Source organism: Gellertiella sp. DMC107 (genome assembly GCF_056313605.1).
The window spans coordinates 784,849-797,908 of record NZ_JBQUZZ010000002.1 but is presented as its reverse complement, the minus strand read 5'-3'; the positions used below and the strand labels follow the sequence as shown (position 1 = coordinate 797,908).

Sequence of the window (13,060 nt, the reverse complement as noted above, 5' to 3'; positions counted from 1 at the left end):
AATGAGTAATTATTTGCACAGTTCCCATTGACGGAGTCCGGGAATTTGAGTATATATATACTCACAACAGCAACGGAGAACGGATGGAAACAAACACGGCGAAGATCATCAAACGTCTCGAAAAGGACGGTTGGAAACTTCATCGGCACGGTCACAAACACGATATCTACCGCCACCCGGAACGAGGCGATGTTCAAGTTCCACGGCACAGGCAGATATCCCCCGGAGTGGCCGGATCGATTGCCAAAAAAGCGGGGTGGGCCTAACCGGCCCCCCTTTCCATCCCCAAGACAAGGAAGTGAAGAATGAGCTTGAGATATCCCGCATTGATCGACGGCGAGGCCGGAGCCTATGGCGTTGTCTTTCCGGATCTGGATGGCGTCGTGGCCATGGGCGAGACGGTTGATGAAGCGCTCCTGAACGCCGAGGACAGCCTTCGAGACTACGCCCGCAGCTGCGATGAGCTGGGCGAGCAATTGGTAACTCCCACTCCGCTTGAAGCGGTCGAGGTTCCGAGGGGCTCCACCTTGACCAGCGTTCCCTTGATCCGGCCCGGTGGAAAGCCGGTTCGGATCAACATGTTTCTCGAAGAGGGAACGCTCGCCTTCATCGACGGCGAGGCGAAGCGCAGGAAGATGACCCGCACCGCCTATATAGGCTGGATGGCCAATAGAATGGCGCAGATGGGCGGCTGAGTAGCGAGGGCACCAGGTGCGAACATGCTGGAAACCGCGTGCGATCCGTCGCATGCGGTTTTTCTTTCTTGCGCGATAATCCGACCGGCAATGAAGGGCTGAAAGGCCAGGAATAGGGCTCATCGCGAAACCCTCCGAGCCTTCTCGGCAAGCACAGCGCGGTGATAGTGAACGGAGATGCGAGCACTCTCCGGCTGGGACCCATGAACATCCCGGGGCTCAACCATGGCGGCAAGCTCGGCGTCAAAGGCAGCTATTGCGTCGCCATCCATGGCCGCAACGAGAATCGTTCTGATCGCAAGCCTATCGCGGCAGATAACCGCCAAAGGTGCCCGTAGGAGCCATTCCGCGCGCTCGGCATCCGATTTGCCCGCTTTCAAACCTTCCAAGCTGAAGAAGTCTGCCATCACGCCACCGCCTTCGCGGAAGCCGCGAGCTGCAGTGAGAGCGAGGAAATCAATGTCCAGAAGTCGTGGGTCACGACATAGTCGCCGCCCTCAAGCGGCATGATCAGCTCTCTCTGGACGAAATCTGATATCAGTGCATCAGCCACGGAAGGCCGGACAGCGATACCCTGCCGAAGCGATACCGCTGAAAAGCGCTCAGCCTCCCCGATCCAGACGAGGGCACGAGCCTGCTCTTCCTCGACGCGCTCTTCCACAGTCTTTCGAGGCGTCTGACGCTCAAGATCTTCGTCATCAACAGAAGCGCTAAATTCCAATGGCGAGCGATGTGTCATCTCGCCCGGCTCCAGAGGATCGGCTTCCAGGAATGCTTTCCAGTCGACACGGATGACACGAGGAAAGCCGTCGCCATATGAGCCATCGGCATTCCGTTCCCAGACAAACCAACCCGTGTTCATCTGACTATTGTGTTTCGGGCCATCCCATCCGTCGCGATGCATGCCCTCCAGGCGCCGAGTGAACACATAGACCCGCGATGGCGGGTTTTCGTCCATGACATAGCGACGGTCTGGATCATCAAAACCAGCCAGAAAGTTCATATTCAGGAGGAGGGCCATCTTGTCGGGCCGATGCTCGCGAATGGCATGGGCTGCATAAGCATTGGCTATGCCGTATGGCGGATTGGTCACGATATCGTTGCCGAGCCCGCCGAGGTCCAGAAAGCTACCCACACCCTGCAGCTCGCCATGGCGCGTGGCAATCCCCCGATCGACGCTGTCAGAGATCATCACGTCATAGCCGGCATCTTCCAGCGGCCGTAGAATTGCGCCCTTTCCGACAGATGGCTCGAGTACCGTTCCGCCGAAGCTTTCCAGCGCGAGCAGTGTCCGCATGGCTTCAATCGGAGTCTCATAGAGATCATCGCCGCGCTCTTCCTTGGTAGCGGTCTTTGTCCCGATCGCATGGCCGGCGGCGCCCTTGAGACTCGCCCGAGACGGCTCCAGACCAGCAGACAGGCGAGTTTCAATTACCCGATCGATGAATTCCGGCTCTTTGCGAACCGCGTTGCGGATCTGACGCGCCTCGGAAAGGCGGCGCTTGTCGATACCAACTTCCTGTAGGGTAAAACGGTCCGCGTCTTGGACCGTTTCGGTTGGTCGCCCGCCGCGAGAAATCTGCCCCTTGGCCTGCGCTTCGTCGACAGCGTCCGCCATCTTCACATAGCACATGCTTTCGATCTTCAGCGCGTCGGCTTGGAGGCGTCTCGCCTTATCGACCAGGTCGCGAGACGCCTTTACCCGTTCCGCAGTGGAAGCCGCTGCCTTCGCCTGATCATAGGCGACCGACGACAGCTTAAAGGCGGTCTGCACATCGCCGTCGTCGAGGAGCCCCCTCGCTCGTTCTACAATGGCGACCAGATCGGAATCAGAATGCCCGACAGCCGGCACAGTTGAGACCGGAGCGGGCGGCGCTTCGACTTCCGGCGCCACCGGCTTGTCATCAACCAGCTTCAGCAGCTCTTCGGTGGCATACCAGCGCGAACCGTCTTTCGGATCGCGGCGCAACAAGCCCTTAGAATTGAGACTGCGGCATGCCTTTGTGAGCGCCTCACGTGTTGAAAAAAACACCCCGCTTCGCGCTGCCTCCTCGGCAACTTCAGCCTGCACAGGGCTAGCGCGGCGCATTTTCTCGATAAGGCCGGTCATTGGAGCGACAACAACCGAACACGGTTGCCCTCCCGAACGGCATATCCCTCTTCGAGAAGCGCCGTGATGGTGCGAGGCTGGAAAGGCGCGCTTTCACCCTGCGCCAGAAACATGTTCCCACCGACTTTCGTCCGAACGAAAACGCCGACGCCGCCACGAGCGCGGAGCCATTCAATCAGCTTCGCCTGGGAAAGCTTCATGGCTGCGCCCGCCTTTTAGGAACAGCCCTTTCGGGCTGCACATCAGGGTGCGCCTGGTGCCGGCGAGGCTGAAGCTGTGGAGCGGCTTGGCAGGTCAGACACCAGCTTTCCAGCGCTTCGCTCATAGTTAGGTGCTGGCCACAGCGATAGCATGTGCAAATCGCGCTCATGAATCACCCGCGCGATCTCTCGGCATTCACCCGCCGAGCTGCTGTAATTGAGAAGCCCATTATTCCGCCTCCCCTACGACACGGAAGCCAGCCTTCTGCCCGCCGAGAGCCTTGATCGCAGCGAGACCATTGCGGAGGTCCGAAATACTGCGTTCCTGCTGCGACAAAGCGCGATCGACCGCCGTCGCCTCGGTGGGAGTAATCTCACCATCAGCCATTGCCATGGCAGCGGCATGCATTACCTCGGCGGAATTCCGCATTGCCTCGGCAAGAGCGACCATGACGTTTGCCTGGGAACGCCGCTCCGCCTCCGGGTCCGTCAAGCGCCGCCCGTTCGCTTCGGCCATGACGGCCGTTACCAACGGCTGACCACAATCCGCCTCAAGTGCCCGCACCGCGCCCAGCGGCATGAGATCGGGGTCGTTCGGATTGTTCCACCTGCCCACATGGCTTTTCGAGAAGCCGGTGAGCTGCTCGGCACGGAGAATCCCACCGCACCGCTCGATCAAATCACGCTGGGCCGCTTTGACCCGGAAAAGGAATGCATCCATCGCTGCTCTCCGCACGCAAAAAGCCATTCCCGCGCCGGGAATTCGGCGGGGGTTTTCCCGTTGTGGGAATTGTCGAAATTTCAGATCGTCAGGCGGTCAACACATCAGGGAGGACCGCAACATGCTAGAGACGACATCGAGACCACACCTCCATCAAGCACCGCCGACCGAAGAGACCGGGCAAGTGGAGTGTGCGAGTGTCTGCGGCTTGTTCTCAGCAAGCCATTTCATCCGCTGCTTGTGTAGATCAATCAAATCGACATGCCCCCCACTGACGCGCATAATTCTCTCGACAACAGGCGCATCAGGCCTGTTTTCACCAGTTTCATATCGATGGTAAGCGCGGGCACTATCGAGCCCAAGCAGCGCAGCCGCCCGCGCCATACTTAATCCGTGCGATTGTCGCCACTGCCTCATATCCATGAGCACATATAGCGCAAATCGCTAACCTCTTGTCAATTGGATATTAGCGCAAATCGCCATATATAGCCATGGCGATATTCGCTACATTATTTAACATGATCAGATTAAAGCAAATCAGAGAGTCGAAGGGATGGACGCAACAGCAGGTTGCCGATGCCTTAGGAATCCATCTCACAAATTACAACAAGCTCGAAAACGGCAACACTGAACTCACAGTAAGGCGAATGGAGCAGCTTGCCACGATACTGCACTGCGACCCAGCGGAGTTCGTGTCAAACTTTGACAGAATTCGACTTGTCAAAGTGCGGCAGCACGTCGAGGCTGGCACGTGGTCGGAGTCACCTATTTGGCCAGAGTCAGAATGGTACGAAGTAGCAGTGCCCAGTGATCCTCAATGGCAAAACTACGATTTGTATGCGGCCGAAACACGCGGCCCATCAATGAATAAACGTTACCCAGAGGGAAGCGTCCTAGTATATACCGACATTATTCAGACTGGCGAAACACCGCAGGTTGGCCGGCGATACATCGTGGAAATCGAACGCAGCGATGGCTTGCGTGAAGCTACAGTAAAGACGCTATGGGCCGACGAAGCCGGGACGTACTGGCTGATTCCCGAGTCAAACGACCCTCGTCATCAATCACCCATTCGAGTAAACGGCGATGACGGTGACATTATTCGCATCGTAGGCAGGATCAGGTACTCAGTACAACGAGAAATATGAGTACCGCTATCCCACCAAATGCCCAAGCCACGAACGCTAGGTCAGACCGACCGCTTTGCGATCTTGATTTAGCTTGACCTTCGCCAGAGGAGAATCTTTGATCATCGCTATCCGACCTGTTCAGCAATTGGGTGCGCCCCTTACGCGCTTGCAGGTCTTGAGCTAACTGCTGGGCGGTAACTGGATCATGGAGTTGCAAGAGAGGGCCGATGTTGGTTGTGGGAGCACTCGGCTGCGCGGGCGTCAAAAGATCGACATCAGTTAGATGCTTGTGCGCAGCTTTACTGGCAATAGTGCCCAAGCTTTCACCCTGCATTCCCTGGAACTGCCCAAACCAAGAAAAGCCCGTCTGCGTGGATTTTGCCGCCCGAATCAGGGAACGAAGCACTTGAGGGTCACCGATTAAGCGTACTCCGACCTCTCGAAAGCGCGGATCACTCGGACTACTAAGGGTGGATGCATCTTGTCGATCGCAGAACGAGCGGTAAAGCCGGAATGCGTACCATTCTGCCAGTGCCACAAAGTCTTCCCGCTCCAAGAGAGCGCTGACAATACGAATGTATATAGATCTCTTGTCGGCATACTGCGTTACCTCAACTAAATATCTGGCCGCAATAGCTTTCACCTCATCGGAGGCGGCAGGCCTTCGATATCTGATTGATGTAATCAAGTCACTCGCTTCCTGAATAGACAGGGGCGAGCGCCCCTCCCATCCCAAATCTCGCAAGTAATCGTTCTGCGCTGGCGTTGACGGCCTATCCGGTTGACGCCGCACCTCCACAACAGCGACACCCTCAGCCGAAAGTCGTTCGCGAAGACAGTCTTCGTCGAAGGCGTAGGCTGTCGCCTTGGCAACGCCACCCTTCAACCTCTCATAGGAGTACTCAAACGTAGGCAAACAGCTGCTCCTTGGCATTTCATCGCCCAGAACTGCAGCATGGTTTAACTCTCCAAGCTTTTATATAGCGATTGTCGCTATTATTGTGTTGACGGATGTTAGCGATTATCGCTATATATATGTCGCCGACACCGCTTTCTCCCTGTCGGATACCGCGACCCGCGCCGCTGCAATCGCCCCCAAAGCAGCGGCGCGGGCAAACACCAGCCGCCGGAGAGCACAATGCTGAATAACGACCACAATCCTTTTTCCGACATTCGCGATCGCGAACAGATGTTTCGCCTTCACCAGGAGCGCGGCCCCATGACCGAAGAACAGCTGATCCACGCAGGCTTTAGCAAGGAAAGCGTGAAGCGCAACGCCCCGGCCGTGGCCGAGCGCATCCGCCTGCTCGAACCGATGGCCGCCTAACCATCCGGTTCGGTTTCCGCCCCGTTGGTATTGCGTCGGGGTGGTTTCCCAACCGGACTGGAGACTTCCATGCACTTCACTGCCTTTGACAAGGCGGCGGGTTTGCCCGTCGTCGTGAGCAGTCGCGCCTATAGCAGACTGCCGGAAACCTTCCTGATTTTCGCACTGCTTGTCGGCTGGGTCACGATGGCATGCCTCGCAGTGGCCCTTCATCTGGCGAGGGTCTGCGTATGACCGTGGTCTATCCGCCGAAGTTCTGCAGGCCGCGCCTGGTCGTGGATAGCGAAAAATCTACACCCTGCCCCACTCCAGAGGCCGCAGACATTCTGAAGCGGCTGACCACAGTGCTGGCAATCTTGGGCGATGTTCAGTTCGCCGCGTCTTTGTTGGGCGACATGGCCCGCGTCTTCCCGAAGGGGATACCCGCACATGGGGCGGAAATTCTCACCGATGAGACGATTGCCGTCCTGCTGAAAGCTGTGATCGACGCGACTTCGTTGTCTGCTCGCACGTCTGACAGAAAGCTGGCGCGCCTCCTGAAACTCCATCTTCAGCACAACGAAGGAGGCCCATATGCCGGTGTGTGAGGAATGCAGCGAAGCGTTCGAGGATTCGTGGACAATTGATGAGACGCAAGTCGATTTCAGTATCGACGATGTCGAACGGTTCTACCGAATGATTGCGGACAATTCCCCCCGCGCAGAGCTGCTGGAGGAATTCTATAGGCTGTTTGCGTCCTATGCCGGGCTTGCCCCCCCGTACACCATCACTCGGATTGCCGAGCTTTGCGAGACGGTGCAGGCCCATGGCTGATGTGCTGAAGTTCACGGTTCATTGCTCGGAACTCGAACCGGCTGTAACGGCCGCTTTCGAGGCGGTGCAGTCGAAAGCGAAGATCCCGATCCTTGGAAACATGTTGCTCCAGGTCGCAGACGGCCAGTTGCAGATACGCGCAACTGATCTGGACATCGAAGTTCATACGTCCTGTGATCTGGCCAGTTCTACGGGTAGCGGGGTAGTCACCCTATCTGGCCACGCCCTTAAAGATCTCGTAAAAAATTTGCCTGAGACTGCCGAGGTTTGCTTCAGCGTGTCAGCGAACCATGTGAAGGTCACATCCGCCCGATCACGCTTCCAGTTCAACACGCTTCCAGCCGGTGACTTTCCTTCGATCGCCGACAAGTTGCATGCTGAAAGCTTTGAGGTTGATATTCCCTCGCTGACAAGCGCAATCGCCGCGACCGAGTATGCTTTTAGCAACGAAGAGACGCGCTACTATCTTTGCGGCCTAAATCTGCAGGCACATAAGGGCGAAGCAATGCTCGCGCTCGCTGGGTGCGATGGCCACAATCTTTCAGTCGTCCGGATACCAATATCCGAACCAGTCAACCTGGCATCGGCGATCCTGCCCACCAGGAGTGTGCGTGCAATCAAGCGTCTTCTGTCTGATGTGAAGGGCGTGGGGTGTCTCGCCATGTCGGATACAATGGCGATGGTGAGTGCTGGCGGTGTCCGCTTGTATTCGAAACTCGTAGACGGCATCTATCCCGACTACATGCGCATCGTTCCCCGTGACCAACAGAATGTTGCAAGGGTATCCGTCAACCTTTTGCGAAAGGCTGTTTCCCGCATCTGCATGGTCATGGAAGACGAAATGAAGGACACCGTCGTCCTTTCATTTGCCCCACGATCGATAACCGTTTCGATGGAAAGCCGAAGCGGCGAGAGCGCGCTCGAGGAGGTGGATGCCGAATGCTCCGGCTCTGAAATCCGAATGGGCTTTGCAGGCAACTATCTTCAAAGGGTGCTCGCAAGCATTCCGACCGACGATTGCCGAATTGAGATCCTCGACCCGGGCAGCGCCGCAGTGTTCCGCCCAGATATCGGCTCGGACCAGCTCCGCGTCCTGATGCCGAAGAGGATCTAGGCATGACGGCTTCCCTCAGCGCCAGCTTCGATGACATGACCCGCGACCAGGCGCTTGAGCTGCTCGCAGAGATCCGCATTACAGCGGATGCTCTGCCGGCTGAGTTCACGATTGGAGCGGACGCCAAGGAAGGACTTTGCCTGTTCGGGCCTGCCATTGATGGCGAGGGCGAGGATGCTGTGTTGCGGCTGGAGGTCGGAGCAACACTCCACATCCAGCGGGCGCTTGCAAATGCACCGCGGTATTTCCGGTTCCTGCTTTGGCTCTATCGGCTCTCGCGCCAGGAGCTGCGCGCCACACAAGCGCGCCTCCTGAAATACGAGCCGCCGCCTCAACCAGTGCAGCATCAGGAAAAGAGGTCCGTCGCCCAGTTCGCGGGGCGAAAGTGCAACGACCCTGTGTTCCGGCAGTTTCTGGTCGAGTGTCACGGCCTGCCGGCCAAGTCCGACGCAAAGCGTGCGGCTGTCACCCTTCGCTTCAAACTTTCCATCGAAAGCCGTGCCGACCTCGACAGAGACCAGGCGGCGGCGGCTCGCTTCTGGAAACTCTATGAGGAGTTCAAATTATGGGAACGAATGTCATGAAAACCACCCACACCGAGAACGGCGACGGCAAGGTCTGGCACTGGTATGCCGGTGACAACGATGAGCGGTATACGATCGGCCCCCACTCCAGTCGCGAAGAGGCTTTGACCGAGGCCTATGGGATGGGATGGGAGCGCATCTTCCTTTGCGAGGCCTGCAAGGTTCCGGTGCAGCTGTCGCGCTATTTCTCTGTTGAGGCACTGGCTGAGGCAGTTTCAGAGGATGACGATCTGAGCGATGAGTTTGGTGACGGTGTCGAGATCTCGACTACGACCGAACAAGACCGCGAACTGGAAGCGTTGGTTCGCGCCGTCATCGACGATTGGCAGGAGCGGCATAAGATCGTCATCGATCCTTGGGCATTCACGGAGGTTCGAAACCATGAGGACATCGAGGTGGACCTGTGCCCGGTTTGCACGGAGCCGCTGAAGCTCGGCGATATCTGCGCATCCGATATCGAAATGGGCGCTTGCCATGAGCAGTGCCTCAAAGGCGCTCCGGTGGTCGACCTCGAAACAGGTGAGCCTATCGACGGACCCGCCGCCACCTTTCGCTATAGCGATATCGCCGGCCAGAAGACCAGCAACGGAATTCGTACCACCGTTGCAGCGGCTCTAGCCACCATTGCGCTCTCCGGGTGCCAAACACTGCCCGAGAAGGAACCCCACCCTGGCCACGAATATCGACCGGTCACGGTGGAAACTCCATGCTGCGACATCGACCCGCCGCCGACAAACACTGTTTCGAGAAGGGGTATGTGATGGACATGGTCCTCGACAAGCGCCCGCTCGACGCCGAGCTTGCCCCGTTGGTAAGCCATATCACCGCAGCACAAACCCGGCTTCTCAGCAATTTTGCTGCCGATCTGTTGGTCCAGACTGAAATGAGAGGCGTACCCCGTGAGATCGCCCCGCATGTCGTCATGAACTGCTTCATTCTCGCAGCAGTCAATCTCGGGATCGCTGCGGCGTTCGAAGATGGCCGGGAGCCGTCCCGCGAAACCTTCCTCGGCGCATGCGACGACGCGTTCACCGAAGTGCTGGCAGCTCATCTGAAAATGGAAGGCGGTGCGGCATGAAGCTCACCCCGACCCAGAAGCTGCACGCCCTCGCCTATCGCTTTTATCAAGGCGCCGCCTGGTCGCCGAAGGCGGGCGATTACTACACCACCAGCCGCGCCGATCTGGAGCTTTACCAGATCGTGGCAGTCGAGGACGGCATTGTCCGCACCCGCTACACCGAAGGATCGGAAGCCATTTCGGAATGGCCCGAGGGTGGGTTCCTGACGGAAGGATTTGGACCTCGGCGCGTCTATGTGCCCGAATGGGTGATGAACCTGAAAGATGCCGTTAGCCGGGAGCCCCGTTACCGGATTGGTGAAGAGACGATGGCCCGGGTGTTTAGGCCTGCTGGCCTGCAGAACGTTGCAGATCTTCAGGCCGTGTTCGACGCTGTAGAGCGTGCGCTGACCGAAACCGCAGAGCCGCAGGCGGTAGGAGTGCCCGCCGACCTGCTTGACGACCTGAGAATGGGTGCAGTTGGCATCAGAACATGGATGCCAGAAACACTCCCGGCCAATGAACAGGGGCAGGTCCATTTTGCCCGTGCGCTGGCCGAAGCAGCAGCCGACTCTATCGAGGCAATCCTACCGGCGCTCACTACCCCGCCCAAGCCATGTATGCCTGCTGATGAACGGCAGACCGCCGACATGCTGACGGGTATCGACAGTTATGCATTGACCATCTTTGAGAAGGCGGAAACCGCTCGCCGCAAAGCCCAATCGAAATTTCCTCAGCCCAATAATGTTGCTCTCAAGGTAGCAGAAGAAGCTGGCGAGGTCGTTCGTGCTGCGGTCCACTACGCGGAAAACCGCCTCACTTGGGAGGAGCTGGAAGGCGAAGCGGTGCAGACCATCGCCATGCTTATGCGTCTTCTTATCGAGGGCGACCAGGTCAACGGCGTCATCCCGCCGGCACGCGCCGCCCTGAAAGGGGGTGCGTGATGGCGAGTCCCGATGAAAACGGATGGCGGTATACGCCGGGTCTTTGGTATCGCACGGATGGCGCTCGCGTAGAGCGCCAACAGACTGGGCGTCGTAAAGGTGTTTGGAAGGCTTGCCTACCCGGTAGCAGTTTAAGCCCCTCGGTGATCCTCACTGATGGCTCTGTCGGTAGCCCGTTCGATACCGCGAAGGCTGCACTAGGCGTGACTTGGCTGGGGTTCACACGCGCCGCAACGGCGAAAGCAGCCCTCGACAAAATCAAGCAGGACAACGACGCGAAAACGGCACAGTTGTTCCGCGCCGCCCTGAAAGGCGGTGCGTGATGGCTAGGGGAAAGTGCAAATACTGCGGTGATGGGGTCGGCTTCGACCATTGGGAATGGGGTTTCGACTTCTGCCCGGACTGCTCTGAGATAGAAGAAGAACGGTCAAGAAAGCGGAGGGAATGGGCTGAGTACCATTGTGAACCCTGCCCAGAGATCGAATTGCCGCCGTACCGTGATGGCCTAAAAGGGGGAGCAGGATGAAGCTCCCCTCTCCCAGAACAGATTACCGGATGACGATCGAGAATATCGATCTTGCTCTTGCGCAATGCGCTCATCTCATCGAAACCATGCAGGATGGGGAAAAGCTGTGGCCGATCTTCGATCGGCTGGAACGTGAGCGCGAGATACTAGCTGGGAAGCAGGACAGGCTCGACGCTGCAAAAGCGCGGATCAGGGAACGATCCGCTCATCAAACGGAAGCGCGATCTTAAGCAATTGATCGCGCCTCCAAGCCATTGCACCACCGTCGCCGTACTTCTCACGATCAACCGAATGACCGAGCATCGCCTTCCGGAACTCGAAATCCAGACCGCCCTCCAGCATCCGCTTTTCATAGCTATGCCGGAATGAATAGACGCGGTGGCGGGATGTCGGTAGAAGCTTCTTCGTCCGCAGATGCTTCATCAGGGTGGCCGAAAGGGTGTCCTCCCTGTCCCTATAGCGCGGAAAACCATTAGGAAAACGCTTCATCACGGCCAGCGCCACGCCGACCAGTGGGATATCCCGCACTGAGCTATCGGTCTTGATAACGCGCTCTTCCTGGAAATCTACGGTGATGTAGGGGACTTTTGCTGAGAGGTGGATGTTCTCTGGCGGCAGATTGCAGATCTCGGAGGGACGGCACCCTGTTTCGATCAGAACAAGCATGATGGCAAGCGCCTCAGAGTTGAGCCCGTCATGAGCTCCCACCGCGAGGATCTTGTCCCGAAGGAAATCGATTTCGAAGGGCGGTATCTTTTTCTTCTGAGACTTGCGATCGGGGAAGGTGAAGCCCTCAAAGGGGTTCTTTAGATCGAGACCTTCGTGCTCAGCGTACTCACGAAAGAGCTTTCGCAGATTGCCATAGGCCCTGTTGGCTGTGTTGCCCGAGATCGGCTTTTGACCATCTTTCCCAAGCACGCGAGCCATCCAGTGATCAAAGTACCTCTTTGCATCCTCGCGGGTAACCTCGGTGAGGACCCGCTCACCGACGACGGCTGCGAACGTCTCGGCCGCAAAAGTCTTCTGTTCGTTGCGCTTGCGGACCTGCTTTTCGGACATACCTTTGGTTTCGCCAATGGCAATTGTTTCCAGATAGAACTTCATGGCCTCGGCAACCGATCGCCGGGGGGCGTCAACCGTGCCCATGATGGCGGCCTGGTCGCGCGTACTCGACGAAGCAGAAGCCAGTTCTAGACGGCGCATGATTTCATCGAGCGGCGTTCGATCAGCAATATCGGCTGCAGCACGATATTCGAAGCCCAGAACCCTCAGCCGCGCCTTTGCCGCTTCATATACCGCAGCAGCTCGCTCCATTGGCTCACCGGCTGCAAGAGACTGCCAGTAAAGGTCATCCGCCTTTTCCTGCGCATCTCGCCGGAGCTTGGCCACTTCGAGCGATTGTGTTTTGAGGGCGATTTGGATCAGCTTGCGATCGTCTACCAAGGCAGCATGTGCCGGAACTCTGCGGACATAATGCCAGCGGCCACCGCGCTCTTTGAGGTAACGGATCGGGTCAGGCTCATTGGTCTTGATGGGGGATTTTCGCACCAAACTGCACCCGTTGAAGCGGCCTACTGTAGTGCAATTTGTAGTGCGGAATTTGCGAGTAAGTCAATATCCACGTAAGGAGGATGGCACATTATCCTTTAAAATCAAATACTTAGTGGAATTGGAAATGGTACGGTTGAGTGGGGTCGAACCACTGACCTCAGGTGCCACAAACCTGCGCTCTAACCAACTGAGCTACAACCGCACATGCGCGTTACCGCGTCTTGGCGGTCACATACGCAAGGTCTGCTGATATTGCAAGACCTTTTCTGTTTATACAACGAAAAAGGC

At 57.4% G+C, this 13,060-nt stretch carries 21 protein-coding genes and 1 tRNA gene; 14 read left to right on the top strand and 8 right to left on the bottom strand.

Translation table 11 applies throughout. From position 1 onward, the window contains the following. The first annotated feature begins 83 nt into the window (after positions 1–83). Together ACT54B_RS09310 and ACT54B_RS09305 are read left to right on the top strand one after the other, a co-directional pair. Positions 84–266 (top strand): type II toxin-antitoxin system HicA family toxin, encoded by a 183-nt coding sequence (locus ACT54B_RS09310; RefSeq protein ID WP_476044426.1) that lies wholly within the window; start codon positions 84–86, stop codon positions 264–266. A 39-nt stretch (positions 267–305) separates the two neighbouring features. Beyond that, positions 306–695 carry a type II toxin-antitoxin system HicB family antitoxin gene (locus tag ACT54B_RS09305; RefSeq protein WP_476044425.1) on the top strand — a complete coding sequence of 130 codons (390 nt, stop codon included), beginning with the start codon at positions 306–308 and terminating at the stop codon, positions 693–695. Between the two features lie 119 nt (positions 696–814). On the opposite strand, the gene ACT54B_RS09300 is transcribed toward ACT54B_RS09305, so the two are convergent. The 5 genes from ACT54B_RS09300 to ACT54B_RS09280 form a co-directional block, all read right to left on the bottom strand. Then, positions 815–1,102, bottom strand: coding sequence for a hypothetical protein (locus ACT54B_RS09300; RefSeq protein ID WP_476044423.1), 288 nt, complete (start codon positions 1,100–1,102; stop codon positions 815–817). Continuing rightward, a complete protein-coding gene (locus ACT54B_RS09295) occupies positions 1,102–2,805 on the bottom strand; it encodes a hypothetical protein (RefSeq protein ID WP_476044422.1) in 1,704 nt (567 codons plus the stop codon). Before ACT54B_RS09295 ends, ACT54B_RS09300 begins: the two co-directional genes overlap by 1 nt. Beyond that, complete coding sequence (locus tag ACT54B_RS09290) at positions 2,802–3,005, bottom strand: hypothetical protein (RefSeq protein WP_476044421.1); 204 nt, start codon at positions 3,003–3,005, stop codon at positions 2,802–2,804. The genes ACT54B_RS09295 and ACT54B_RS09290 overlap by 4 nt, the downstream gene beginning before the upstream one ends. A 229-nt stretch (positions 3,006–3,234) precedes the next feature. Next, positions 3,235–3,726: a phage regulatory CII family protein gene (locus tag ACT54B_RS09285; RefSeq protein ID WP_476044420.1), complete on the bottom strand. Its 492-nt coding sequence runs from the start codon at positions 3,724–3,726 to the stop codon at positions 3,235–3,237. A 153-nt stretch (positions 3,727–3,879) separates the two neighbouring features. Further along, positions 3,880–4,143, bottom strand: a complete 264-nt coding sequence (locus ACT54B_RS09280; protein WP_476044827.1) for a helix-turn-helix domain-containing protein — start codon at positions 4,141–4,143, stop codon at positions 3,880–3,882. Between the two features lie 74 nt (positions 4,144–4,217). Between ACT54B_RS09280 and ACT54B_RS09275 the strand changes: the two genes are divergently transcribed. Continuing rightward, the gene (locus ACT54B_RS09275) at positions 4,218–4,874 is read left to right on the top strand and encodes a helix-turn-helix domain-containing protein (protein ID WP_476044419.1); all 657 of its coding nucleotides are present in this window, start codon (positions 4,218–4,220) and stop codon (positions 4,872–4,874) included. On the opposite strand, the gene ACT54B_RS09270 is transcribed toward ACT54B_RS09275, so the two are convergent. Beyond that, positions 4,846–5,544 (bottom strand): hypothetical protein, encoded by a 699-nt coding sequence (locus ACT54B_RS09270; RefSeq protein ID WP_476044418.1) that lies wholly within the window; start codon positions 5,542–5,544, stop codon positions 4,846–4,848. The genes ACT54B_RS09275 and ACT54B_RS09270 overlap by 29 nt on opposite strands. Before the next feature lie 450 nt (positions 5,545–5,994). Between ACT54B_RS09270 and ACT54B_RS09265 the strand changes: the two genes are divergently transcribed. The 11 genes from ACT54B_RS09265 (at position 5,995) to ACT54B_RS09215 (ending at position 11,451) form a co-directional block, all read left to right on the top strand. After that, positions 5,995–6,183: a hypothetical protein gene (locus tag ACT54B_RS09265; protein WP_476044417.1), complete on the top strand. Its 189-nt coding sequence runs from the start codon at positions 5,995–5,997 to the stop codon at positions 6,181–6,183. A gap of 69 nt (positions 6,184–6,252) precedes the next feature. Next, the gene (locus ACT54B_RS09260; protein WP_476044416.1) at positions 6,253–6,417 is read left to right on the top strand and encodes a hypothetical protein; all 165 of its coding nucleotides are present in this window, start codon (positions 6,253–6,255) and stop codon (positions 6,415–6,417) included. Beyond that, entirely contained in the window at positions 6,414–6,770 is a 357-nt protein-coding gene (locus tag ACT54B_RS09255; RefSeq protein ID WP_476044415.1) for a hypothetical protein, read from the top strand. The genes ACT54B_RS09260 and ACT54B_RS09255 overlap by 4 nt, the downstream gene beginning before the upstream one ends. Continuing rightward, entirely contained in the window at positions 6,757–6,996 is a 240-nt protein-coding gene (locus ACT54B_RS09250; RefSeq protein ID WP_476044414.1) for a hypothetical protein, read from the top strand. The genes ACT54B_RS09255 and ACT54B_RS09250 overlap by 14 nt, the downstream gene beginning before the upstream one ends. Then, positions 6,989–8,110: a DNA polymerase III subunit beta gene (gene dnaN, locus ACT54B_RS09245; protein WP_476044413.1), complete on the top strand. Its 1,122-nt coding sequence runs from the start codon at positions 6,989–6,991 to the stop codon at positions 8,108–8,110. The genes ACT54B_RS09250 and dnaN overlap by 8 nt, the downstream gene beginning before the upstream one ends. 2 nt (positions 8,111–8,112) lie before the next feature. Further along, a complete protein-coding gene (locus ACT54B_RS09240) occupies positions 8,113–8,694 on the top strand; it encodes a hypothetical protein (RefSeq protein WP_476044412.1) in 582 nt (193 codons plus the stop codon). After that, a complete protein-coding gene (locus ACT54B_RS09235) occupies positions 8,691–9,455 on the top strand; it encodes a hypothetical protein (protein ID WP_476044410.1) in 765 nt (254 codons plus the stop codon). Before ACT54B_RS09240 ends, ACT54B_RS09235 begins: the two co-directional genes overlap by 4 nt. Further along, on the top strand, positions 9,455–9,772 hold the full coding sequence (locus ACT54B_RS09230) for a hypothetical protein (RefSeq protein ID WP_476044409.1): 318 nt from the start codon (positions 9,455–9,457) through the stop codon (positions 9,770–9,772). Before ACT54B_RS09235 ends, ACT54B_RS09230 begins: the two co-directional genes overlap by 1 nt. Continuing rightward, the gene (locus ACT54B_RS09225; RefSeq protein WP_476044407.1) at positions 9,769–10,695 is read left to right on the top strand and encodes a hypothetical protein; all 927 of its coding nucleotides are present in this window, start codon (positions 9,769–9,771) and stop codon (positions 10,693–10,695) included. The genes ACT54B_RS09230 and ACT54B_RS09225 overlap by 4 nt, the downstream gene beginning before the upstream one ends. Beyond that, positions 10,695–11,018: a hypothetical protein gene (locus tag ACT54B_RS09220; RefSeq protein ID WP_476044406.1), complete on the top strand. Its 324-nt coding sequence runs from the start codon at positions 10,695–10,697 to the stop codon at positions 11,016–11,018. Before ACT54B_RS09225 ends, ACT54B_RS09220 begins: the two co-directional genes overlap by 1 nt. A gap of 232 nt (positions 11,019–11,250) precedes the next feature. Continuing rightward, positions 11,251–11,451 carry a hypothetical protein gene (locus ACT54B_RS09215; protein ID WP_476044405.1) on the top strand — a complete coding sequence of 67 codons (201 nt, stop codon included), beginning with the start codon at positions 11,251–11,253 and terminating at the stop codon, positions 11,449–11,451. Here the strand turns inward: ACT54B_RS09215 and ACT54B_RS09210 are convergent. Together ACT54B_RS09210 and ACT54B_RS09205 are read right to left on the bottom strand one after the other, a co-directional pair. Then, positions 11,411–12,769, bottom strand: a complete 1,359-nt coding sequence (locus ACT54B_RS09210) for a tyrosine-type recombinase/integrase (protein WP_476044403.1) — start codon at positions 12,767–12,769, stop codon at positions 11,411–11,413. The genes ACT54B_RS09215 and ACT54B_RS09210 overlap by 41 nt on opposite strands. Before the next feature lie 128 nt (positions 12,770–12,897). Then, positions 12,898–12,974: transfer RNA gene (locus tag ACT54B_RS09205), tRNA-His, on the bottom strand. Between the last annotated feature and the right edge of the window lie 86 nt (positions 12,975–13,060).